General features: G+C 73.8%; 18 protein-coding genes. 8 read left to right on the top strand and 10 right to left on the bottom strand.

Going from position 1 to position 21,851, the window contains the following annotated elements; all coding sequences use genetic code 11:
• Positions 1 to 209: 209 nt before the first annotated feature.
• Positions 210 to 1,412, bottom strand: coding sequence for an extracellular catalytic domain type 1 short-chain-length polyhydroxyalkanoate depolymerase (locus GA0070624_RS29850; RefSeq protein ID WP_091346420.1), 1,203 nt, complete (start codon positions 1,410 to 1,412; stop codon positions 210 to 212).
• A gap of 191 nt (positions 1,413 to 1,603) precedes the next feature.
• On the opposite strand from GA0070624_RS29850, the gene GA0070624_RS29855 reads away from it, so the two are divergent.
• The 4 genes from GA0070624_RS29855 to nadE are packed head-to-tail and all read left to right on the top strand — an operon-like array spanning position 1,604 to position 5,427.
• Positions 1,604 to 3,427 (top strand): DUF6311 domain-containing protein, encoded by a 1,824-nt coding sequence (locus tag GA0070624_RS29855; protein ID WP_091346422.1) that lies wholly within the window; start codon positions 1,604 to 1,606, stop codon positions 3,425 to 3,427.
• 56 nt (positions 3,428 to 3,483) lie between these two features.
• Positions 3,484 to 4,131 carry a lipoyl(octanoyl) transferase LipB gene (gene lipB, locus GA0070624_RS29860; protein ID WP_091346424.1) on the top strand — a complete coding sequence of 216 codons (648 nt, stop codon included), beginning with the start codon at positions 3,484 to 3,486 and terminating at the stop codon, positions 4,129 to 4,131.
• Between the two features lie 3 nt (positions 4,132 to 4,134).
• The gene (locus GA0070624_RS29865) at positions 4,135 to 4,527 is read left to right on the top strand and encodes a VOC family protein (RefSeq protein ID WP_091346426.1); all 393 of its coding nucleotides are present in this window, start codon (positions 4,135 to 4,137) and stop codon (positions 4,525 to 4,527) included.
• 18 nt (positions 4,528 to 4,545) lie between these two features.
• The gene (gene nadE / locus GA0070624_RS29870) at positions 4,546 to 5,427 is read left to right on the top strand and encodes an ammonia-dependent NAD(+) synthetase (protein WP_091346428.1); all 882 of its coding nucleotides are present in this window, start codon (positions 4,546 to 4,548) and stop codon (positions 5,425 to 5,427) included.
• Positions 5,428 to 5,471: 44 nt separating this feature from the next.
• On the opposite strand, the gene aspS is transcribed toward nadE, so the two are convergent.
• Entirely contained in the window at positions 5,472 to 6,758 is a 1,287-nt protein-coding gene (gene aspS, locus GA0070624_RS29875; RefSeq protein ID WP_091350116.1) for an aspartate--tRNA(Asn) ligase, read from the bottom strand.
• 344 nt (positions 6,759 to 7,102) lie between these two features.
• Between aspS and lipA the strand changes: the two genes are divergently transcribed.
• Entirely contained in the window at positions 7,103 to 8,161 is a 1,059-nt protein-coding gene (gene lipA / locus GA0070624_RS29880) for a lipoyl synthase (RefSeq protein WP_091346430.1), read from the top strand.
• Between the two features lie 59 nt (positions 8,162 to 8,220).
• Positions 8,221 to 9,801, top strand: coding sequence for a hypothetical protein (locus tag GA0070624_RS29885; RefSeq protein ID WP_091350119.1), 1,581 nt, complete (start codon positions 8,221 to 8,223; stop codon positions 9,799 to 9,801).
• On the opposite strand, the gene GA0070624_RS29890 is transcribed toward GA0070624_RS29885, so the two are convergent.
• Positions 9,783 to 12,917: a helix-turn-helix transcriptional regulator gene (locus GA0070624_RS29890; RefSeq protein ID WP_245719060.1), complete on the bottom strand. Its 3,135-nt coding sequence runs from the start codon at positions 12,915 to 12,917 to the stop codon at positions 9,783 to 9,785. The genes GA0070624_RS29885 and GA0070624_RS29890 overlap by 19 nt on opposite strands.
• Entirely contained in the window at positions 12,914 to 13,084 is a 171-nt protein-coding gene (locus tag GA0070624_RS35100; RefSeq protein WP_176731928.1) for a hypothetical protein, read from the bottom strand. Before GA0070624_RS35100 ends, GA0070624_RS29890 begins: the two co-directional genes overlap by 4 nt.
• A gap of 225 nt (positions 13,085 to 13,309) precedes the next feature.
• Here GA0070624_RS35100 and GA0070624_RS29895 point away from each other — a divergent pair, with 225 nt between their 5' ends.
• Entirely contained in the window at positions 13,310 to 13,999 is a 690-nt protein-coding gene (locus tag GA0070624_RS29895) for a DUF4191 domain-containing protein (RefSeq protein ID WP_091346432.1), read from the top strand.
• Positions 14,000 to 14,091: 92 nt separating this feature from the next.
• Here the strand turns inward: GA0070624_RS29895 and GA0070624_RS29900 are convergent, their stop codons facing one another.
• Positions 14,092 to 14,496: an RDD family protein gene (locus GA0070624_RS29900; RefSeq protein WP_091346434.1), complete on the bottom strand. Its 405-nt coding sequence runs from the start codon at positions 14,494 to 14,496 to the stop codon at positions 14,092 to 14,094.
• A 287-nt stretch (positions 14,497 to 14,783) separates the two neighbouring features.
• On the opposite strand from GA0070624_RS29900, the gene glnA reads away from it, so the two are divergent.
• Positions 14,784 to 16,208: a type I glutamate--ammonia ligase gene (gene glnA, locus GA0070624_RS29905; RefSeq protein WP_091346437.1), complete on the top strand. Its 1,425-nt coding sequence runs from the start codon at positions 14,784 to 14,786 to the stop codon at positions 16,206 to 16,208.
• A gap of 90 nt (positions 16,209 to 16,298) precedes the next feature.
• Here the strand turns inward: glnA and GA0070624_RS29910 are convergent, their stop codons facing one another.
• The 5 genes from GA0070624_RS29910 to GA0070624_RS29930 all read right to left on the bottom strand — a co-directional run bounded on the left by GA0070624_RS29910 (position 16,299) and on the right by GA0070624_RS29930 (position 21,775).
• A complete protein-coding gene (locus tag GA0070624_RS29910) occupies positions 16,299 to 16,763 on the bottom strand; it encodes an SRPBCC family protein (protein ID WP_091346439.1) in 465 nt (154 codons plus the stop codon).
• A 16-nt stretch (positions 16,764 to 16,779) separates the two neighbouring features.
• Entirely contained in the window at positions 16,780 to 17,127 is a 348-nt protein-coding gene (locus GA0070624_RS29915) for an ArsR/SmtB family transcription factor (RefSeq protein WP_091346441.1), read from the bottom strand.
• A 203-nt stretch (positions 17,128 to 17,330) separates the two neighbouring features.
• Entirely contained in the window at positions 17,331 to 18,836 is a 1,506-nt protein-coding gene (mptB, locus tag GA0070624_RS29920) for a polyprenol phosphomannose-dependent alpha 1,6 mannosyltransferase MptB (RefSeq protein WP_091350125.1), read from the bottom strand.
• 12 nt (positions 18,837 to 18,848) lie between these two features.
• Positions 18,849 to 20,264, bottom strand: coding sequence for a polyprenol phosphomannose-dependent alpha 1,6 mannosyltransferase MptB (mptB, locus tag GA0070624_RS29925; RefSeq protein WP_091346443.1), 1,416 nt, complete (start codon positions 20,262 to 20,264; stop codon positions 18,849 to 18,851).
• Entirely contained in the window at positions 20,258 to 21,775 is a 1,518-nt protein-coding gene (locus tag GA0070624_RS29930) for a hypothetical protein (RefSeq protein WP_425413564.1), read from the bottom strand. The genes mptB (GA0070624_RS29925) and GA0070624_RS29930 overlap by 7 nt, the downstream gene beginning before the upstream one ends.
• Between the last annotated feature and the right edge of the window lie 76 nt (positions 21,776 to 21,851).

Raw genomic sequence — 21,851 nt, forward strand, 5'->3', positions numbered from 1 at the left:
CACGACATCCCATCAGCGATCAACTCTCCTCACCGACCGGCAGGGGCACGATCTTTCATCAGGACTCGACGTCCAGGAACAGCAAGTGCTCACCCGCCGGCGGCTACCTACCCACCAGGAGTTTGCCGGATGGCTCACTCCCAGAACTCATTAGGAGGGGCCCCCTGTTAACGCCTCGTGCATCGCAGGGGGCCCCTTTTAACACCTGGTCAGCAGCCGATGACCCAGTAGTTGGGAGCGGTCTGTTTGAGGGTGGTCGTGTAGAAGGTGTTGTAGAGGCCCATGTTCTGGTTGCTGCCGAGGGCGTACGCGTAGCCGCCGGACTGGTAGGCGCGACCGGCCGTGACGTGCGCGTAGTTGCTGGCGGTGACGCAGACCGGAGAGGTGGTCGGCGTCGGGCTCGGGCTCGCCGTCGGGGTCGGGCTCGGGGCGGTCCCGCCGTCGAGGCCGAAGAAGAGCGCGTCCCGGTAGGTCGAGCAGATGGTGTCCAGGAAGTACGACGTGGCGGTGCCGCACTGGTCGGTCGCGGAGCCGGGGTCGACCGGCGTGCCGTGCCCCATGCCGGAGACCCGGAAGAGGCGGACCGCGTCGCTGCCGTACACCTCGAGGCTGGTGCCGGCGGGCAGCGACGCCGTACTGGTCGGGGTCTGCGAGACGCCGAGCACGTTGGTCCACTGGTCGCGGGACTCGGCGGCGTTCAGCGGCGCGACGGTGGTGTCCGAGGTGCCGTGCCAGATCGCCACCCGCGGCCGCCGGCCGGCATACCCCGAGTACGCGGCCCGCACCAGGTCGCCCCACTGCGCCGGGGTCTTGTCCACCCCCGGGTTCATGCAGGAGTACGCGCTGGCGGTGCTGGTGGCGCAGCGGTAGGGCAGGCCGGCGATGACCGAGCCGGCGGCGAAGACGTCGGGGTACGTGGCCAGCATGACCGCGCTCATCGCCCCGCCCGCGGAGAGCCCGCTGACGAAGATCCGGCTCGAATCGACCCCGTAGCTGGTCTTCGCGTAGTCGACCATCTGCTTGACCGACAGTGCCTCGCCCTGGCCGCGCGCGGTGTCCCCGGTCTGGAACCAGCTGAAGCAGGAGTTGGCGTTGTTGGCCGTCTTCTGCTCGGGCACGATCAGGGCGAACTGCCACAGGTCGGCGTACTTCCGCCAGCCCGAGTTGGTGAAGTAGCCCGACGCGTTCTGGGTGCAGCCGTGCAGCAGGACCACGGCGGGCGCGCCCGCCGGCAGGCCGTCGGGGCGGTAGGCGTACATGCTCAGGTTGCCGGGGTTGGAGCCGAAGCCGGTCACCTGGGTGAGCGTGGCGGCCTGGGCCGGCACGGCGACGGCGAAAAGCGCGGCCGGGGCCAGCACGGCGCCGGCGACCGCCCCGGCGAGTCGGATGGGTATGGATGAGGAGCGGCGCACGGCGACCTCCCGTTGCGGATTGTGAACTGGGTCACCCCCGAATTGCCGAGAGGTTACGTCCGGGTTGCCGTCGGCCGACATGGCCCGGAGAACCACATTTGTCGATGTCCGAATATGGCGGACGCGGACGTGGCGCGCTCAGCTTTCGTGTCTGACCGGCCTGTCCGGGTCCGGTTGGTAACGTCCGCTGCGTGCCGTCCTCCCCGTCCGTGACCACCGGTCCGTCGCCCGCGTCCCCGCCCGTCACCCGGGACCGTCGCGCCGACCTGATCGTGGCGGTGGCCGCGCTGGCCCTGGCGGGCTGGGTCACCAGCGGGCTGTGGTGGGACCCGAACCGCCGGGCGATCACGGTCAACTCCAGCGACCAGGCGCTCTTCGAGTGGCTGCTGGCCTTCGGCGGGCACGCGCTCACCCACGGGGAGAACCCGTTCTTCACCCACTTGATCAACGTCCCGGACGGGGTCAACCTCGCGGTCAACACCTCGATCACCGTGTACGCGGGGGTCTTCGCGCCGCTGACCTATCTGATCGGGCCGCCCGCGACGTTCCTGGTGATCCTTACCCTCAACCTGGCCGCCACCGCACTGACCTGGTACTGGTTGCTCAGCCGACACCTGGTCCGCAGCCGGCTCGCGGCCGGGGCGGGGGCGCTTTTCATCGCCTACTGCCCGGCGATGGTGTCGCACGCCAACGCCCACCTGAACTGGACCGCGGGCTGGCTGGTGCCGCTGCTGATCTGGGGTGTCTTCCGGCTGCGCCGCCCGGGCAACGCGATACGCGGCGGCATCCTGCTCGGTGTGCTGGTGGCGATCGCCTTCTCGATCGCCGCCGAGGGGCTCTTCTTCACCGCGCTCGCGATCGCCCTCTTCCTCATCGTCTGGGCCCTGCACCCGGCCCGGCGCGCCGAGGTACGCGCCGCGCTGCCCGCCTTCCTGCGCGGGCTCGGCGTGACCGCGCTGGTCGCGGGGGTGTTGCTGGCGTACCCGCTCTGGCTGCACTTCGCCGGGCCGCAACGCTTCCACGGCACCGGCTTCGACCCGCTGATCCACTCCGAGGACATCGCCGCCTACGGGTCGTACCCGCGCCGGTCGCTGGCCGGGTGGGCCGGGCTGGGCACCTCGCTCGCGCCGAACCCGACCGAGGAGAACTCCTTCTTCGGCATCCCGCTGCTGCTGCTCGCGGTCGCCTGTTTCGGGCTGCTCTGGCGGCGGGCCGACCGGGCGTTCCGGGCCACGCTCCTGGCGCTGGGCGTCACCGCCGTCGTTTTCGCGGTGCTCTCCTGGGGGCCGAGGGCCAAGTGGCACGGCCGGCGCACGGACCAGTTGCTGCCGTTCGGGGTGCTCGACAACCTGCCGGTGGTCAACGCCGCGCTGCCCTCCCGGCTGGCGCTGGTGGTGGCGCCGGTGATCGGGCTGCTGCTCGCGTACGCGGTGGAACGGCTGCGCGCCGAGCCGCCCCGGCACCGCTCGACCGAGCTGGCCTGGACGCTCGGCTTCGCGGCCGCGCTGCTGCCGCTGCTGCCCACCCCGCTGCTGACCAGCGTCCGTGAGCCGATCCCGAGGTTCATCACCGCCGGCACCTGGAAGCAGCACGTCTCCCCCGGCGGCGTGCTCACCCCGCTGCCGCTGACCATCGACGTCACGCCGGACGGCCAGCGCTGGCAGGCGTACGCCCTGGCCCACCGGCAGGGCGAGTTCCGCATCCCGGCCGGCTTCTTCCTCGGCCCCGGCGGCCCGGACGGCCGGGGCCGGATCGGGCCGCCGCCGCGCACCTTCGACTCGCTCATGGACCAGGCCGGGCGGACGAAGCTGGTCCCGATCATCACCGACGGCAGCATCAAGCAGTCCCTGACCGACCTGCACTACTGGAAGGTCGAGGCGGTGGTCCTGCCGGACCGGGTGCACGGCGCCAAGTACGACGTCGACGAGGAGGCCCTGCGCCGCACCGCCACCGCCCTCCTCGGCCCGCCGCAACGCATCGACGACGTCTGGCTCTGGAAGGTCCCCCCACCCTGAGGGCGGTGAGGCGGCTCACGGGGGGCGGCGAGGGCGGGCGGGTCTAGGCTGGTGCCGTGAGTGTGACGACTTCCGGGCTGACCGCCGTGCACGCCGGTCTGCTCGACTACCAGAGCGCGTGGGACGAGCAGCGGCGGCTGCACGAGGCCGTGGTGGCCGGCGAGCAGGGCGACACCGTGCTGCTGCTGGAGCATCCCAGCGTCTACACGGCGGGCAAGCGCACCGAGCCGTGGGACCGCCCGATGGACGGCACCCCGGTGATCGACGTGGACCGGGGCGGCAAGATCACCTGGCACGGCCCCGGGCAGCTCGTCGGCTACCCGATCGTCAAGCTCCCCGACCCGGTGGACGTGGTCGCGTACGTCCGGCGCACCGAGCAGATGCTGATCGACGTCTGCGCCGAGTTCGGGCTGGCCGCCGGCCGGATCGAGGGGCGCAGCGGCGTCTGGGTGCCGGAGGACGACCGGGGGCCGGCCCGCAAGGTGGCGGCCATCGGCATCCGGGTGGCCCGCGGGGTGACCCTGCACGGCTTCTCGATCAACTGTGACTGCGACCTGACGTACTTCGACCGGATCGTGCCGTGCGGCATCCGCGACGCGGGCGTCACCTCGCTGACCGCCGAGCTGGGCCGCCCGGTCGCCGTCGCCGACGTGCTCCCGGTGGTCGAGCGCCACCTGCCGACCCTGATCACGGTGGAAGCCTGACGGGTGCGGATCGATCTCGTCACCCTCGTCGTCGCGGAGTACGACCCGGCCATCGACTTCTTCACCGAGGTGCTCGGCTTCGAACTGGTCGAGGACAAGCCGTCGCTGACCAACGACGGCCGCCCGAAGCGCTGGGTGGTGGTCCGCCCGCCGGGCGCGCAGACCGGCCTGCTGCTGGCCCGCGCCGACGGCGAACGGCAGCAGGCCGTGGTCGGCGACCAGGTCGCCGGCCGGGTCGGCTTCTTCCTCCGGGTCGACGACTTCGAGGCCGCCTACCGGCGGATGCGCGAGGCGAACGTCGAGTTCGTGAAGCCCCCGCGCACCGAGCCCTACGGCCGGGTCGCGGTCTTCCGCGACATCGAGGGCAACCCCTGGGACCTGCTCGGCCCCGCCTGACCCCCGGAAGGACCCCCGATGACCGACGTGATGTCGACGCAGCAGCAGATCGCCGACGAACTCCAGGTGACCGCCACCTTCGACGCGCACCAGGAGATCGAGCACCGAGTCGTCTTCCTCGCCGACCGCCTGGTCGACACCGGGCTGACGGCGCTGGTCCTGGGCATCAGCGGCGGAGTGGACTCCACCACCGCCGGCCGGCTCTGCCAGCTCGCGGCCGAACGCGCCCGCGCCGCCGGCCACCCGGCCATCTTCGTCGCGATGCGACTGCCGTACGGCGTGCAGGCCGACGAGCACCACGCCCAGGCGGCGCTGGAGTTCATCCGGGCCGACCGGGTGCTGACGGTAGACGTCAAGCCGGCCAGCGACGCCGCCCTGGACGCACTGGTGGCCGGCGGGCTGACCTTCCGGGACGCCGCCCAGCAGGACTTCGTGCACGGCAACATCAAGGCCCGGCAGCGCATGATCGCCCAGTACGCGGTGGCCGGGGCGATGGACGGGCTGGTCGTCGGCACCGACCACGCCGCCGAGGCGGTCACCGGCTTCTTCACCAAGCACGGCGACGGCGCGGCGGACGTCGTACCGCTGACCGGGCTGACCAAGCGTCGGGTGCGGGCGATCGCCCAGGCGCTCGGCGCTCCCGCCGAACTGGTCGGCAAGGCGCCCACCGCCGACCTGGAGAGCCTGGCCCCGGGCCGGCTCGACGAGGACGCCCTCGGCCTGGCGTACGAGCACATCGACGACTACCTGGAGGGCCGGCCGGTCCCGACGGAGGTCGAGCAGGCGCTGGTCGCCCGCTACCGGGCCACCGACCACAAGCGGTGCCTCCCGCTCGCGCCGTTGGGTGCGGGCCCGGCCGGGGATCCGGTCACGGTTCGGGCTTCCGGCCGCTCGCGCTGATCCGGGCCCGCAACCAGGGCTCCGGTGGCCACCCTGGTCTGCGGCTACGGCGTCAGCCGGTGCAGATCGCGGGGGAAGGCGGTGACCTCGCGGACGTTGGCCGCGCCGGTCAGCCGGGCGACGAAGCGTTCCAGCCCGATGGCGAAGCCGCCGTGCGGCGGCATGCCGTGCCGGAAGGCGTCCACATAGCCGGCGTACGGCTCGACCGGCTCGCCGCGCGCGGCGAGCGCGGCCAGGTAGTCGTCGTACCGGTGCAGCCGCTGCCCGCCGGTGACCAGCTCCAGCCCCCGGAACAGCAGGTCAAACCCGTTGGAGTACGCCGGCCGGGCCGGGTCCGGGTGGGTGTAGAAGGGCCGCTTCGCCATCGGGTACCCGGTGACGAAGAGGAAGTCGGAGCCGTGCTCCTTCCGGGCCCACTCCCCCAGCGCCCGCTCGTGAGCCGGGGCGAGGTCCGGCTCGTCGGCCGGCGCCCCGGCGATCTTCAGCGCCTCGGTGAAGTGCACGGTGGGGATCTCGGCGGGCACCTCCGGGGCGGTCACCCCGAGGGTGGCCAGCGCCGCCCCGGCGCGGTCGCCGACCGCGTCCAGCATCCCGGCGAGGGTGTCCCGCAGCACGCGCATCACGTCCCGGTGGTCGGTGATGAAGCCCAGTTCGACGTCGAGCGAGGTGTACTGGGCCAGGTGCCGGACGGTGTCGTGCGGCTCGGCCCGGAACACCGGCCCGACCTCATAGACCCGTTCGAAGACGCCGACCATGAGCTGCTTGTAGAACTGCGGTGACTGCGCGAGGTACGCGGGCCGGCCGAACCAGTCCAGCGCGAAGACATTGGCTCCGCTCTCGGTGGACGAGGCGACCACCTTCGGGGTGTGGATCTCCACGAAGTCGTGGGCGTCCAGGGCGGCCCGGAACCCGGCCACACTCGCCGCCGAGATGCGCAGCGCCGCCGACCGCGACGGGTGGCGCAGCGCGGTCGGGGCGTTGTCCAGCTGGGTGGGCAGGGTCGCGGTGAGCGCCGGCCGGTACAGGTCGAACGGGGGCGGGACGGCGGGCGCGCCGAGCGGTCGTACCGCCGGGTCGGTGAGCTCGACCCCGGCGGGCGCGGTGTCGTTCGCGACCACCGTGCCGGTGACCTCGATGACGCTCTCCTCGGTGAGCTGCTCCAGCTCGGCGCGGGCGGCCGGGTCGGTGACCACCACCTGGGCCAGGCCCGCGGCGTCCCGCACGATCAGGAAGGCCACCGACTTGAGCAGCCGGCGGCGGTGCACCCAGCCGGCGACCCGCACGGTCTCGCCGACATGGGCGGTGAGCTGGGTGGAAAGGATGCGTTGCACGGCGGTTACCTCCTCGATCAATCGCAACGCGATCCCCGGGAGGTGTGGGCGAGCGGGTCCTCGCGGTGCCACCACACCTTCGCCCCCCGCGTCAGCGGGGAGCCTCGTTCGTCGCCTGGTAACCGGGGCCAGCCGGGCGGGCTCTACTGGGCGCGGGCGCCGTTCTTCCCGCAGCTCGGGAGGGTCTTCGCGCGCCGGGACCAGACCGCCTCGCAGCAACCGGCGGCTCTCTGGACTGGCGGGACCGGTGCGCTACTCGGCTCCGTCGTCGCTGTTGCCGAGACCGTAGCACCCGATCGCCGTGCGTGTGACGCCGATATTTCGCCGCTGGTGTCCGGTGTCACATGGTCTGGGGCGTGACGCCGGTCGCCCGAGGTCCATCGACGGCCACCGTCGGGCGTAGGCTCGGCCTTGTGACGATCGAGCACTCCGCGCCGAAGACTGAGCAGCCTGCGCGCACCGCGACGGTCGCCCCCGAGGGGCGGCGGATGCTGCGAATCGAGGCGCGCAACGCCGAGACGCCGATCGAGCGCAAGCCGCCGTGGATCAAGGTCAAGGCCAAGATGGGGCCGGAGTACACCCAGCTGCGCGGGCTGGTCTCGCGCGAGGGGCTGCACACCGTCTGCCAGGAGGCCGGCTGCCCCAACATCTACGAGTGCTGGGAGGACCGGGAGGCCACCTTCCTCATCGGTGGCGACCAGTGCACCCGGCGCTGCGACTTCTGCCAGATCGACACCGGCAAGCCGGCCGAGTTCGACGCCGACGAGCCCCGCCGGGTCGCCGAGTCGGTCGCCGCGATGGGCCTGCGCTACGCCACCATCACCGGCGTCGCCCGCGACGACCTGCCCGACGGCGGCGCCTGGCTCTACGCCGAGACGGTCCGGCAGATCCACGCCCTGCAGTCCGGCTGCGGCGTCGAGCTGCTGATCCCCGACTTCAACGCGATCCCCGAGCAACTCGCCGAGGTGTTCAGCTCCCGGCCGGAGGTGCTCGCGCACAACGTCGAGACGGTGCCGCGGATCTTCAAGCGGATCCGACCGGCGTTCCGCTACGAGCGCTCGCTGGACGTGATCCGGCAGGCCCGCGCCGCCGGGCTGGTCACCAAGAGCAACCTGATCCTGGGCATGGGCGAGGAGCGGGCCGAGGTCTCCCAGGCGCTGCGCGACCTGCACGAGGCCGGCTGCGAGCTGATCACCATCACCCAGTACCTCCGCCCCTCCCCCCGGCACCACCCGGTCCTCCGCTGGGTCAAGCCGGAGGAGTTCGTCGAGCTGCGCGAGGAGGCCGAGGAGATCGGCTTCGCCGGCGTGATGAGCGGGCCGCTGGTGCGCTCGTCGTACCGGGCCGGGCGGCTCTACCGGCAGGCCCTGGAGGCCCGCGAGGCGGTCACCACCGCCGGCTGAGCCGGCCAATCCCGTGTCACCGGCCGTCCGCCGGTGCTCCGGATGCCATGATCACGGGCATGACCGCGGGGGTACGCCAGGAGCCGCGCGAGGCCAGAGGCCCGCGCACGCCCCGGCGTCCCCGGCTGCCGGTGCTGTTCACCCTGCTCGCCGCCCTCGCCGGGGTCGGCTACCGGCTAGCCCTGCTGCTGGCGGACGCCCCGCCGACCAACAGCGACGAGGCGACGATGGGGCTCGCCGCCCTGCACATCGCCCGCGGCCAGGAGTTCCCGGTCTGGTTCTACGGCCAGGCGTACATGGGGACGCTGGAGGCGTACCTGGCCGCACCGGTCTTCGCGGTGGCCGGGCCCTCGGTGCTCGCGCTGCGGCTGCCCACCCTCGCGCTCTACGCGCTCTTCCTCGCCCTGATCTGGCGGCTGACCCGGCGACTCGGCGGGGACCGGTGGTTCGCCCTGCTGGTCGTCGGCTTCCTCGCCCTCGGCTCGGACCGGATCGTCAAGAACCAGTTGATCGCCGGTGGCGGCTACCCCGAGCTGAACCCGGCCGGCGTCGGCCTCGCCCTGCTCACCCTCGACCTCTGCGCCGGGCGGCCGGGAGCCCGACTGACCCGCTGGGCGGCCTGGGGGCTGATCTCCGGGTTGATGATCTGGGTCGACCCGCTGCTGCTGCCGTACATCGTCGCGACCGGCGTGGTGCTGATGGTGTGGCGCCGGCGAGAGCTGGCCGGCCGCGCCGGCCTGGTGGTCGGCGCCGCGACCCTGCTGGGGGCGGCACCGATGCTGCTGGACAGCGTCCGGCACGGGCGCAACCCCCTGGCGGCCGTCCTGGCCGCCGGCGGCGGGGACGCGGCGGCCGGTTGGGGCGAGCGGCTGCACGGCGGGCTGGTGCTCGGGCCGTCGCTGGGCATGGGCCTCTGCGCGCCGAACCACTGCGCCACCTGGCAGCTCTGGTGGGCGGCGGTGTTCCCGATCCTGCTCGTCCTCGCCGCCTGCACCGCCTGGCACACCCTCCACGACCGTCCGGTCTCGGTCACGGACGGGGCGCGGGCGGCGGTGCGGCTCGCGCTGGTGCTGGCGGCGGCGGCGGTGCTCGGGGCGTACACGGTCAGCAGCGCGGCCGGGCGGACCCCGATGGAGAGCGCCCGTTACCTCTCCTGCCTGGCGATCGCCACGCCGGCCCTGCTCTGGCCGCTCTGGGCGGCGGCGCGCCGCCGGTCGGCCGCCCGGATCGTCGCGGTGGCCGTGCTGGCGGCCCTGCTCGGCACGGCCGCCGTCGCCACCCACGGCGCGGTCGGCACCGTGCCGGCCACCCACGCCGAGGCCGCCCGGCACCGCGCGCTGGTCGACACCCTGCGGCAGCTCGCCGTACGGCAGGTACGAGGGGGCTACTGGACCTGCAACCGGCTCACCTTCGCCAGCGGCGAGGACGTGGTCTGCGCGGTGGTCGACGACGAGCTGCGGCCGGGCCACGACCGCTACCCGGCGTACCGGCGGGCGGTGGAGCGGGCCGCCGCCCCGGCCTGGGTCGCCCCCGCGGGCTCACCGCTTGCCGCCCGCCTCGATCACCGCCTGGGACCGAAACCCGGCGACCTGAAGCTGGTCACGATCGACGGCTGGCGCATCTACGTGCCGCGCGGCTGAGGCACACCCGCGGGGTCCCGCTCCAGGAGGCCGAGGCGGTGGGCCAGGGCGGCGGCCTCGACCCGGTTGCTGACGTCGAGCTTGGCGATGATCCGCGAGACGTGCACGCTGGCCGTCTTCGGCGAGATGAAGAGCTGCTCGGCGATCCGGCTGTTGCTGTGCCCCTCGGCGACCAGCCGCAGCACCTCCTGCTCACGGGAGGTGAGCAGGTCGGGGCCGGGGCGGCCCCCGCCCCGCAGCCCGACCCGGCGGGCCAGGGTGGCGGCCTGCTCGGCGAGCGGCCGCGCGCCGAGCCGGTCGGCGATCTCCCCGGCCTCCCGCACCGCCGAGGCCACCGTGTCCCGCTCCCCCGCGGCGGCGGCCGCCTCGGCCAGCCCGAGCAGCGCCCGACCCAGCGGGTACGGCTGCCCGTTCGCCCGCCACCCGTCGACCGCCGCCCGCCAGGCGGGCAGCGCCGTGCCGCCGGCCGCCAGGATCGCGGTGACCTGGGCGGCGTGCGCCCGTTCCGCCGGATAGCGGACGGGCAGGGCGGCGGCCATCGTAAACACCTCGGCGGCGAGGTCGGCGTCCGCGACCAGCGCGGCGGTACGGGCGACGGCGCTGAGCACGGGCCACCCCTCTCGGGGCTGCTCGGGCAGGCGCTCGTCGGCCAGAGCGGTACGGGCCGCCCGCACCGCCTCGACCTTGTCGTCCGCCGCCAGCGCGGCCTCGATTCGCAGCTCGTGCAGCGGAAGCCGGTGGTTCGGCCAGAGGTACGGCCGGGCGAGGAAGGCCAGCGCGCGGCTGACCAGCTCGTCGGCGGCCGGGTGCGCCCGGGCCAGCCGCAGCCCGGCCCGCAGCTGGAGCCAGTGCAGGCCGGAGACCCCGGGCGGGTCGATTCGGGCCGCCTCGGCGCAGGCCCCGTCGGCCTCGTCCCAGCGCCCCAGCGCGATCAGCGCCTCGGCCCGGTTCGACAGCAGGTACGCCCCCGTGGAGCGGCTGATCCCGACCCGGCGCGCCTCGGTCACCCCGGCGGCGGCCGCCTCCTCCGACTCGGCGTAGCGGCCCAGCTCGAAGAGCACGTCGGAGAGGTGGACGAGCGCGCTGACCAGCGCCGGCGCGTTGCCCTCCGCGCGGCCCCGGGCCTCCGCCCGGCGCAGCTCGGCCAGCCCCAGGTCGGGGGTCTTGTCGGCGCGGCAGAGCAGGGCGATCCGCAGCAGCGCCACGTCCTCGCCGCGCGCTTCGGCGGCGGCTATCGCCTCCGCGGCGACCGGGGCGGCCTGCTCCGAATCGACCTTCATCAGGTACGCCGCGATGTCGGCGAGAAGCCCGACCCGCTCCCGCCCGTCCGGCACCCCGGCGGCCAGCCGGTACGCCTCGCGCAGCTCGGCGGCGCCGTCGCTCTTGCCGAGCACGGCCAGCAGCCGACCCCGGCGGGCCAGCAGCCGGGCGGCGCGCAGCGGCTCGGCGTCGGTGTCCACCTCGGCCAGCGCGGCCCGGGTGAGGGTGACCGCGCGGCTGTAGTCCCCGGCGGTGGTCGCCGCGTCGAGCGTCTCCTCCAGCACCCGGAGGTGGTCCATGCCCAGCCGGTCGGCGGCGTCCGGCACCAGCTCCCAGAGCTCCAGCACCCGTTCCAGCAGCCGGCTCTGCTCCGCGTACGCGTACCGGTCGGCGGCCGCGCAGGCCGCGGCGCGGGCGGTGACCAGGGCCCGGCGGTGGTCGTGCGCGGCGTACCAGTGGTGGGCGATCTCGGCCGGGGCGCGGCCGGCGGCCACCAGGTGCGGCTGCGCCTCGATCGCGGCGGCGTACCGGGCGTGCAGCCGGGCGTGCTCACCGGGCAGCAGCTCGTCGTGGACGGCCTCGCGGACGAGGGCGTGCCGGAACTCGTAGTCGCCGTCCGGGTCGGCCACCACGAGCTGAGCGGCCACGGCGGAGCGGAGCGCGTCCTCCAGCTCGTGCTCGGGCAGGCCGGCGACCTCGGCGAGGAGCTGATGGGCGAAGCGGGTGCCGCCGGCGGCGGCGATCCGCAGCACCCGCTGGGCCGGCTCGGGCAGCCGGTCGACGCGGGCGAGCAGCAGGTCCCGCAGGGTCTCCGGCAGCGCGGCGCAGCCGACCGGGTTGCCGGCGGCGGCCAGTTCCTCAATGAAGAAGGGGTTGCCCTGGGTCCGAGTGTGGACGTCGTCGACGGCCCGGGCGGCGGGTTCCCCGCCGAGCAGGTCGGCCAGGATCGCGGCGGTGCCGTCCCGGTCGAGCCGGCCCAGCTCGACCCGCTCGACGCCCCGGGCCCGGTCCAGCTCGGCGAGGAACGGGCGCAGCGGGTGGCCGCGGTGCAGCTCGTCGGTGCGGTAGGTGCAGATCAGCAACAGCCGGGCGGACCGGGCCGCCCGGACCAGGAAGCCGATCAGGTCCCGGGTGGACCGGTCGGCCCAGTGCAGGTCCTCGATCATCAGCACCAGCGGCTGCCCGGTGGCGATCCGCTGGAACAGGTCGGCGACCAGGTCGAACAGGTAGCCGCGCGGAGTGTCCGTCACGGGCAGGCCGGTGGGTGCCGCGACGCCGGCCGGCACTCGGGCCAGCTCGGGCAGCAGCCGGGCGAACTCCGCCTCGTACCCCTCGAAGACGCCCGGGCCGTCGCGGCGCAGCACCTCGCGCAGCGCGGCGGCGAACGGCGCGAAGGGCAGGCCGGCCTCGCCCAGTTCGAGGCACTGGCCGACCAGCACCCGGGCTCCGGCGTCGGTGGCCAGGACGCCGAACTCCTCCAGGAGCCGGGTCTTGCCGACGCCGGCCTCCCCGCCGACCAGGACGGTGGTGGGCTCCCCGGCGCGGGCCCGGCCGAGCGCGTCGCGCAGCGCCGCCACCTCGGGCTGGCGGCCGACGAGGACGGTGCTGGCGGCGCGTACGGTCACGGCATCGAGCATGCCATGACGGCCGCGAGTGCCGTCCCCGCCGACCGGTCGGTCTCCGGGGCTCGCCGGACCGGGCCCGGCCGCCCCCGTGGCGGCCGGACCGGCCTCGCCGACCGGCGCCGGCCGGTCGGGCGGCAGCACCCGCGCCGCGCCGCGGTCGACCCGTCCGGCGGCGGGCGGCGCCGGCGGCGCGGCGGCCGGTCGGGCGACCGGCTGGGCGGGGGCGGTCACCGGCGGGTGTCGGTGGTCCGGGCGGCGTGGTGGCGCCGGCCGAGCCAGCCGCGCGGGTGGCGGCGGGGCAGCGCCCGGGCGAGCCGGTCCGCGGCCGCGTCGGCCTGCAGCTCGGCGGCGTGGGTGCGGTGGATGGTGAGTAGGAGGTCTGCGTCGTTGCCGAACATCTCGGTTCCCCTGTCGTGCGGTGTCTTTCGCTGTCGACACTGACTCTCCGCGCGAAGGTGGCCCCGGGGCATGGGTGCGCCGCCTGATCTTCGCCCCGTCCCCCTCCTTACTCCGCCTCCTCAGCGGGTGGGCGGCGACGTAAGGTACTCAGCCGCGCGGGACCGAGTGCCGGAAGGGACGGCCGCGGATCAACGGCGGGCGCGGCGACCACTAGACTCTGCGGTATGGCAAAGCCCCAGGAGAAGGTCTCGTTCGGCCAGCGGCTGAAGCAGATCGGGATGGTGTTCCGGTTCACCGCCAAGCAGGACAGGTGGTTCGCGCCACTGGCCGCCGCGGCGGTGCTGATCCCGCTCGCGCTCACCGTGGTCGCGGTGATCCTCTGGGGCTGGATCTACCTGCCGATCGGCATCCTGCTCACCCTGCTCGCCGTGCTGATCGTGCTCAACCTGCGGTCCAACAAGGCGATGATGAACGCCGCCGAGGGGCAGCCCGGCGCGGCGGCGCAGATCATGGAGAGCATGCGCGGCGACTGGCGGGTGACGCCGGCCGTCAGCTCCACCACCCAGATGGACATGGTGCACCTGGTGATCGGCCGACCCGGCGTGATTCTGCTGGCCGAGGGGAACCCGCAGCGGGTCCGCGGCCTGCTCGGCCAGGAGAAGCGGCGGCTGGCCAAGGTGATCGGCACCGCCCCGCTGCACGACTACATGATCGGCCAGGGCGAGGACGAGCTGCCGATCCGCAAGCTGCGGATGACCCTGATGCGGCTGCCGCGCAGCCTCTCCCCCAAGGACGTCAACGCGCTGGACAAGCGGCTCAAGGCGCTCACCGCCCGCCCGCAGATGCCGAAGGGCGCGATCCCGAAGAACATGCGCCCCCCACGCGGCGCCTTCCGCCAGACCCGCGGCCGCTGACCCGCTCCCCCGCCCGCGATCTTGCAGTTTCGGCGGCCACTTTGCGCTGTTTCACGTCGTTTGTCGGCACCGGAAGTGCAAGATCGCGGACCTCAGGGGCGGGGGGCGTCGGTGATGACCGAGCCGGTGAGGCGGTCGTGGAGGCCGCGGCGGTGGCCGTCCATGATCAGGGGCGGCACGGCCAGGGCCAGCAGTACGCCGCGGAGCAGGGCGCGGATCAGGCCGATCCGGCCGCCGTCGGCCCAGGCGACGCAGCGGATCCGGGCGATGTACATGCCGGGGGTCTGGGCGAAGAGGCCGAGGAAGAAGCCGTACTCGAGGATCAGCACCAGCACCGGCGCCCAGCCGTCCCGCATCGGGTCGGCGAAGAAGTTGGACACCAGCAGACAGAGCACCCAGTCGATGACCAGCGCCCCGAACCGGCGGCCCAGGCTCGGCGGGGTGAAGTCGGGGTCTGCGGCGGGCGGCACCGGTGCCGGGTCATGGGGGTTGGTCACAGCGGTCAAGGGTAGCCAGGGGCACCGGACCGTCCGGCGGAGGCCGTCGCGGCGGGTGACAAGCGACGGATCCGCATCCCCCGTCAATTCGGGCCAAAGGCATCAATTGGCGGTACATCGTCGCTGTCGGTATCGTCCGAACGGAGATCCGGAGGTGCCTGAGCGGCCGAGATGACGCTCCGCGAGGGACGTAACACGGCAGAAACAAAGGAGACACGGCCGGGCAACCCCACGGTCATAGCGTCGCCAGGAGCCCAGCCACCGGAGTGGACGTGCCAGGAGGACATGTGTTTGCCAACCCCGAGGAACTCCTGCGATACCTCAGGAACGAGGACGTGAAGTTCGTCGACGTACGTTTCTGTGACCTGCCCGGCGTGATGCAGCACTTCAACCTGCCGGTCGAGTCCGTGTCCGACGAACTCTTCACCGAGGGCCTCGCGTTCGACGGCTCGTCGATCCGTGGCTTCCAGGCGATCCACGAGTCGGACATGCTCCTGCTCCCGGACGTCGCCACCGCCTTCATCGACCCGTTCCGGGCGCAGAAGACGCTCGCGCTGAACTTCTTCATCCACGACCCGTTCACCCGGGAGGCGTACTCCCGGGACCCGCGGAACGTGGCGAAGAAGGCCGAGGCGTACCTGGCGGCGAGCGGCATCGCCGACACCGCGTACTTCGGCCCCGAGGCGGAGTTCTACATCTTCGACTCGATCCGCCACGAGACCGCGCCGAACCGGGCCTTCTACTACATCGACTCCATCGAGGGCGCCTGGAACACCGGCCGCGAGGAGGAGGGCGGCAACCGGGGCTACAAGACCGCCTACAAGGGTGGTTACTTCCCGGTGCCGCCGGTCGACCACTACGCCGACCTGCGCGACAAGATCGTGCGCCGGATGGTCGACACCGGCTTCACCGTGGAGCGCTCGCACCACGAGGTCGGCACCGCCGGTCAGGCCGAGATCAACTACAAGTTCTCCACCCTGCTGCACGCCGGTGACCAGCTCCAGCTCTTCAAGTACCTCGTGAAGAACGAGGCCTGGGCCAACGGCAAGACGGCCACCTTCATGCCGAAGCCGCTCTTCGGCGACAACGGCTCCGGCATGCACACCCACCAGAGCCTCTGGCTGAACGGCGAGCCGCTGTTCTACGACGAGACCGGCTACGCCGGCCTGTCGGACACCGCTCGCTGGTACATCGGCGGTCTGCTCCACCACGCCCCGTCGCTGCTGGCCTTCACCAACCCGACGGTCAACTCGTACCGCCGCCTGGTGCCGGGCTTCGAGGCGCCGGTCAACCTGGTGTACTCGCAGCGCAACCGCTCCGCCTGCACCCGAATCCCGGTGACCGGCAGCAACCCGAAGGCCAAGCGGGTCGAGTTCCGGGTGCCGGACCCGTCGGCGAACGTCTACCTCGCCTTCTCGGCGATGCTGATGGCCGGCCTGGACGGCATCAAGAACAAGATCGAGCCGCCGGCGCCGATCGACAAGGACCTGTACGACCTGCCGCCGGAGGAGTGGGGCGACGTCAAGCAGGTGCCGGGCTCGCTGCCCGAGGTGCTCGACGCGCTCGAGGCCGACCACGACTACCTGCTCGACGGCGGCGTCTTCACGCCGGACCTGATCTCCACCTGGGTGGAGTGGAAGCGGACCAACGAGGTCGACCCGGTGCGCCTGCGCCCGACCCCGCACGAGTTCGCGATGTATTTCGACTGCTGAGCAGCCTTCGACTGGTGACCACCAGCTACCGGCCGGGCCGGCTCCGCGATCGCGGGGCCGGCCCGGCCGTTTCCGTACGCCGTGACGCGCTCAGCGGGCGAGCAGTGCGTCCAGCTTGGTGAAGGAGCTGCCCCAGCCCTGCTCGGCACCGGTCCGGACGTCCACGGGGAACGGGCCCTGCCGCAGCACCAGGCGCGTCTTGTCGCCGGGCTCCTCGTGGAACTCCAGCCGCAAGGTCATCCGGGTGCCGTCGGGCAGGCCGGGGAAGTCCTTGACCTCCTCGTAGCCGACCAGCAGCTCGTGCTCGACGACCTCGCTGAAGATGCCGTCGCCCGGCGAGGTCATGTTCGGGTCCTCGTCATTGACCATGACGAAGCGCTGGTGCCCGCCGACCCGGACGTCCATGTCGACGGTGTCCCGCGGCACCGACCAACCGACCGGGCCGAACCACTGGGCGAACTGGTCCGGGTCGGTGAACGCGCGCCAGACCAGCTTGCGCGGGGCGTCGAAGACGCGGGTGATGACGAGTTCCTCGGTCGCCGTGGTCTCGGTCATGGTGTTGTCCTCTCTGTCACTGCTCGCTCTGCTCGGTCTGTGCCTGCTGCATCCGCTTGAGGTGGGCGTCGAGCCGGTCGAAGTTCGTGTCCCAGAACTGCCGATAGCGCTCCATCCAGGCCGTCGCCTCGCGCAGCGGCTCCGGGTTGAGACTGCTGGAGCGCCACTGGGCGCTGCGGGCCCGAGTGATCAGGCCGGCCTGCTCGAGCACCTTGAGGTGCCGCGAGATGGCCGGGAGGCTGATCGCGAACGGCTCGGCGAGCTCCGTGACGGTGGCGTCCCCCTCGGCCAGCCGGGCGAGGATCGCCCGGCGGGTCGGGTCCGCCAGCGCCGCGAAGATGACGCTGAGTCGATCACCTGGCACTTGTATAACCACCTTGTTAATTAACGGATGCGTTAAACATAGGCCCGGCGGTGCGGGCCGTCAAGCCCTTCCGGCTTGTTCGCGTCGGCGTGTGAGTGCCTTCCGGAGTCCCTTTGGAGCTGCCCGCACAGGCGGGGCACCTGACGGAGGGCCGGACCAGAGCACGTCGGGCGTACCTGGCCACCCCGGCCGCGGATCCTCGATCAGGCCCGCCGAGCCTGCCTGGCCCGCCAGGCCAGCGCCGCCCGGGCCCCCAACACCACGAGCACCAGCACCAGCGCGGTCATCGCGATGGCGCCCGGGGCCTTGGTGTACCGGGCCAGGCCGCTGCCGTCCGGCAGGGTGAGGAAGGAGGCCACCGCGCAGGGCAGCACGAACCACACCGTGCGCCGCACCGACACCGTGGCCACCGCCAGCACGGCCAGTGGCCAGGTGGCGTACCAGGGGTGGAAGGCCGGGCCGAGCAGGACCGTGGCGGCCAGCGCCAGTCCTGCCCCGGTCAGGGTCACCCGCGGTCGGGCGGCGGCCAGCCGGGCCACCCGCTGCCGGGCGTCGTTGAGCCGGCGCAGCGACGTCCAGGCCCACCACCAGAGCGCCATCAGCAGCGCCGCGAGCAGCACCAGCGCGACCATCCGGGCCACCGGCACCGCGTCGGGCTCCCGGCCGACCAGGGCACCGGCGTAGTCGACGACGAAGCCCACCGCGGTCGGCGGGGAGGTCCACTGCTCGGAGTCGCCGCTGCGGGCCAGGCCGCGGACCCAGCCGAAGCCCAGCCCGGTCACCAGCGACGTGACCAGCAGCGCGGCCACCACTCCCCCGGCCAGCCAGGCGGCGTCCCGCAGCAGCGCCCGTACCGTGTAGCGGCCCGACACCGCGGCGAGCGCGGCGAACGGGAGCACCACCACCGCGACGGCCTTCACCGCGACCGCCAGCCCGAGCAGCACCCCGGCGACCAGCAGCGCCCGCGGTCTGCCGGGCAGCCGGACCAGCACCAGCAGGCCGAACAGGAGCAGGCCGAGCAGCAGCGCGTCGTTGTGCGGGCCGCCGACCAGGTGCACGCCGACCAGCGGGCAGGCCAGCGCCAGCCAGGCCGCCCGCCGGGTCGGCACCCCGGCGGCCCGGGCCAGCCCGGGCAGGCACAGCGCGGCCAGCAGCAGCCCCGCCACGGCCAGGGCCCGCAGCAGCGCGACCGCGCCGACCAGGCCGCCACCGAGGACCACCGCCAGCCCGGCCAGCAGCACGAAGAACGGCCCGTACGGCGCCGGGGTGTCCCGCCAGATCGGCGCGACCGCGTGCGCCCAGGGACAGCCGGCCGCCGCCACCCCCACCCGGTACGGATCAATGCCCTCCGTCCAGGCCCAGCCCTGGCAGACGTACGAGTAGACATCCCGGCTGCCCACCGGCGGCGCGGCCAGCAGCGGCAGGAGCCAGAGCCCGGCGGTCAGGTACGCCCAGCGAGTCGACGGTGCGCCCCGCCGCAGCGACCACCAGGCGCCCACCATCAGGGCGCTGCCGACCAGCCAACAGCCGACGCTCCACGGCCCGTGCGCGCCCCGCCAGATGCCGACCGGCGTGGAGCTGACCGCGTCGGTGGGCAGCGCCCCGCCCAGCCAGCCGGCAACCGTCAGCAGCACGGCGCCGACCAGCCCCGCGTAGCGCGCGGCCCAGGCCCGGCCGGGCCCGTCGGCCGCTGCGCCGCGGTCGGTCACCGGCACCTCTCCTCAGTCGGCGGGGGCCGGTTGGCGGGCCGCCCGAGCCGACCGTACCAACCGGACGGCGACCACGATCACCAGCAGCGTCATCAGCAGCGCACCGGGCGTCCTGGTGTACCGGGGCAGGCCCGTGCCGTCGGGCAGGATCAGGAACAACGAGACCAGGGCGACCACGAGGTACCACTTCTCCCGCAGCGGCGCGGTGGCGGCGAGCACGGCCAGCGGCCAGGTCCAGTACCAGGGATGCACGACCGGGGAGAGGGAGACCGTCAGGGCCAACGCCAGGCCCGCGTGGTAGAGCGGGTCCCGGGTGCGGGCCCGGAACCAGAGCCACACCAGCAGCACGGCCAGGAGCACCACGGCGATTCCGCGGGTCACCGGGAGCGCGTCGACGTGCGCCCCGAACAGCGCCGCTATGGAGCCGGCCGCCTGCCCGACCGCGGTCGGCGGGGAGGTCCAGGCGATCGCCACGCCACCCTGCGACAGCCCGCCGACCCAGCCGAAGTCCAGGCCCCCGGCGAAGGTCACTCCGACCACCGTGGCGACGGCCGCGCCGACCACCCACCCGCCGTCGCGGATCAGCGTCCGGATCGAGTACGGCCCGACCATCGCCGCGAGCGCCCCGAAGGGCACCACGACCAGCGCGGTCGGCTTGATCGCCACGGCGACGCCGAGCAGCGCGCCCCCGGCCAGCAGCGGCCCGGGGCGTCCCGGCCGGGACGCCACCACGGCCAGCCCGCCGACCACCGCGGCGATCATCAGCGCGTCGTTGTGCGGCCCGCCGATCAGGTGGATGGCGACCAGCGGGCAGGCCAGCGTCAGCCAGAGCGCCCGCTCGACCGGTACGCCGCAGCGGCGGGCCAGCGCCGGCAGGGCGCACGCCGTCAGTGCCACCCCGGCCAGGGCGAGCACCCGGAACACCACGACGCTGGCGATCAGCGAGCCGGTCGCCTTCACCACCGTGCCGGCGATGATGACGAAGAGCGGCCCGTACGGTGCCGGAGAGTCCCGCCAGATGTAGGAGATGGTGTCCAGCCACGGGCACGGCAGCGTGGAGACCCCGTGCTCGTACGGGCTGATCCCGTTGGCGTAGCTGGCGCCCTGGCAGGCGTACGCGTAGACGTCGCGGCTGCCGAACGGGGGCGCGAGCAGCATCGGCAGCAGCCAGAGCCCGGCGGTGACCAGGGCCCACCGAGCCGATGGCACCCGGTCCCGCAGGGACCACCAGGCCCAGGCCATCAGCCCGGTGCCGACCAGCCACGCGCCGATGACCAGGGGTCCGTGCCGGCCCTGCCAGATGAGGACCGGGTTGGTGCGCAACGGGGATGAGGGATGGGCGCCACCGAGGAAGGCGGCCAGGGCGAGCAGCAGCGACCCGGCGAACCCCGAGTAGCGGATGAGGCGGTGATGGTCCACGGTCAGCATTGTCCGGACGGCCGCAGCGAGCTGCTGACCCGGTACTCCCCCGGCGCGCTGACCCGCACCGTCACGAAGCCGTCGGCGGCGGCGGTCAGGCAGCCGTCCGGGCCACTCAGGGTCAGCCAGCGGGACCACCGCACCCGGACCGGCACGTCGCCGGGCCGGTCCGTGGTGAACCGCATCCCGCCCTGGTCGGAGGCGAGCAGCCGACCCGGCGCGCCGACCAGCGGCGTCGGGTCGACCACCGCGTACAGCCGCCACGTCGGGTCCCGCCAGACCTCCCGCAGGTAGGGCTGACCGGCCTGGACCAGGTCGGCCTCCGCGCGCCCCCACCGATCCAGCGGACGGTCCGGGGCCAGCGCCACGTAGCTGACCGCCTCCCGGCGCAGCCACCCGGCGTAGGAGCCGGCGTTCAGGCCGTCGGCGTAGAAGAGCGGGTTGCGGTCGGTGTCGGCCTGCCGTTCCCAGCCGCGGGCCAGTGGCACGGTCGGCGGCACGTACGCCGACTCCCAGTGGTCCCGCAGCGGCACCACCTCGACCCGGCCCACCGGCTGGCGCCGGGCCAGCTCGTCGACGAGCGGCCGGTAGACGGCGGCCGCGCTCTCCGCCGAGCCCGCCCGGGCCACGTCGCTGGTCATCACCGGCGACTGCCACCAGACCGTGGCGGCGAGCAGCCCGGCCAGCCACGGGCCGGGCAGCGGCGCGTACCCGGCGAGCAGCGGCAGCGCGAAGAGCATCGGCAGTCGCAGCGCGTTGGAACCGATCGGGCTGGGCAGGTAGAACGCCGCGACGAGGAGCAACACGGTGAGCACGGCGCCGACGCGCAGCACCCGACGGCGGCGGGGTACGACGAAGAACACCAGCACGGCCAGGGCGACGTTGATCCGCATCGACTCGGCGGAGTACGGCTGGGTCCCGCCGTTGCCGAAGAGCACCGCCATCGGGGCCAGGGCGAGCGCCGGCGCGAGGCAGAGCACGAGGCTCTCCGCCAGCGGCCGGTCGGCCCGCCAGCCGCCGGGCAGCGGTCGGCCCGGTCCGGCGCCGCCCCGCAGGCTGCCGAGGAGCAGCGCCGCCCCGGCCAGGCCGGTGAAGAGACCGGCGACCGGGCTGGCCCAGGTGGCGAGCGCGGCGAGCAGGGCGGCCAGCACCAGCCGCAGCGGCCGGGCCGGCCGGGCCGCGCTCACCGCGCACAGGGCGAGCAGACCGAACGCCAGGCCGACCGCGAAGGTGATCCGGCCGCTGGCCAGGTTGCCGACCAGCACCACCGCGCCGAGCACCCCGGCGAGCACCGGACGCCGGGCCCGGTGCCGGACGAAGAGCCAACCCAGGGCCGCGGCGGCCACCACGGCGGCGAGCGCGCCCAGCGGCCGTACCCCGAGCCACGCGCCGAGCCGGGCGGTGAACAGGCTGTAGCCGTACTGGTTCACCCCGCCGTACCAGCCGAAGTCGATCGGCGCGCCGCCGTGGCGCTCGACGAACCCGGCCCGGGCGACCTGGGCCGCCAGGTCCGTGCCCATCGGCGGGGCGAGCAGGAACGCCGCCGCGAGCAGCAGCGCCGCCGCGGTGGCCGGAAGCCAGCCGGGCAGGGACCGG

The sequence above is a fragment of the Micromonospora rhizosphaerae genome (assembly GCF_900091465.1).
Lineage (GTDB): Bacteria > Actinomycetota > Actinomycetes > Mycobacteriales > Micromonosporaceae > Micromonospora > Micromonospora rhizosphaerae.